Source organism: Brachyspira sp., assembly GCF_050873525.1.
Lineage (GTDB): Bacteria > Spirochaetota > Brachyspiria > Brachyspirales > Brachyspiraceae > Brachyspira.
In genome coordinates this window covers 1-1,447 of sequence record NZ_JBNMIZ010000343.1, presented here as the reverse complement: position 1 = coordinate 1,447, position 1,447 = coordinate 1, and the positions used below count along the sequence as shown (strand labels likewise).

Below are 1,447 nucleotides of genomic sequence, written 5' to 3'. Positions count from 1 at the left end.
TTATTTTTATTAAACATTTAAATATTGATTAAATTATACAATATTTAAAAAATTAATCAATAGCTTATTTGGCTTACAGCCCGCTTCCGCGTCAAAATAGTAATTAATTGCAATCATTATACAATCTCTTAAAATAATGTCAACAATTAATTTATTTTTTTAAACATTGATTAATTGAGTTATATTTTATAACATTTAAAAATTTTTGTCAACACAATTCAATTTAAATATTTAATAAATGATTTTTGATTTATACAATCTTTTTAAATTTATGTCAACGGCTTAAAATAAAAAAATTCTGTCATTGCGAGCGTGAGCGTGGCAATCTACTATAAAACCGAAGACTTACGCTAAAGCTGGCAGTAGCCAAAAAAATTCTAAAAAATTATCATTGCCGTGACATATGTCCGACTTCGGAGAGGCACACAGAGTGTGCAATATTTATCAAACCACATCATAAATACGAATTCTAAATAATAATTTAATCTTTCTTGCCTTTCATAAATAATATTAAAAGTCCGCTCGCTATAAAATTACTTGCGTAAGTTCCTATAACGACTCCGCAAAAGAAAGTAAACGCGAAATCGTAAAGTATAGAACCGCCCCAAATCATTATTGAGCCAGCGGCAAGTAAAGTCGATACGCTCGTCATTACCGTTCTTCCGACTACATTATTTAAACTCGAATTTACTATTTCTTTAAAAGGTTTATGACTGTCGAAATTTTCCCTTATTCTATCAAATACTACTATTATATCGTTAATCGTATAACCGATTAGAGTCAAAATAGAAGACAAAACTAATATTGAAAATTCTTTATTTAAGAAAGTGATTATTCCGAATACTATAACCACATTATGTATAAGAGTTATAATCGCGGGCAAAGCGTATCGATGATTGAATCTTATAGCTATATAAATCATTATTATTATCCAAGCGATTACTATAAGTATAAAAGCCAATTTCAAATTATCGGCTGAAACGACTCCGCTTATAATACTGCTTCCGATTAAAGAAACTTTATCCTCGCCGTAATTATCGTAAAGAACTTTCATCGCTCTGTCCGATTCTTCGTTCGAGCCTCTGAATCTTAAAAGAAAAGAATTTATATTTTCTTCGCCTTCCAATTCCTGTATATTAATCGTCTCTTCTCCAAAGTTGGAATATAAAGCTCTTATTTCCGCAATATTTATTACTTGAGGATTATCAATTTTTACATTCAATTCTACTCCGCCCGCAAAATCAATGCTCAAATTGAAATTCCCGCTTTTTATTTTTTGGGCAAATATACAAATCGATGCTATAAAAAGTATCGAAGATATAACCGCCGCAATAGGCATAAATTTAACGAATGGAATTTTATATTTTGTCGTAGTATTATTATTTTTTATTTCTTTGTCGCTCATTTACAAATCCTTATTTTATTATTAATTAGATTATTATATTTT

The 1,447-nt window shown here is 29.1% G+C and carries 1 protein-coding gene; it reads right to left on the bottom strand.

Annotated features, from left to right (window positions below):
* Nucleotides 1–481: 481 nt before the first annotated feature.
* A complete protein-coding gene (secF, locus tag ACR0QS_RS13215; RefSeq protein ID WP_432633917.1) occupies nucleotides 482–1,405 on the bottom strand; it encodes a protein translocase subunit SecF in 924 nt (307 codons plus the stop codon).
* Nucleotides 1,406–1,447: the final 42 nt, after the last annotated feature.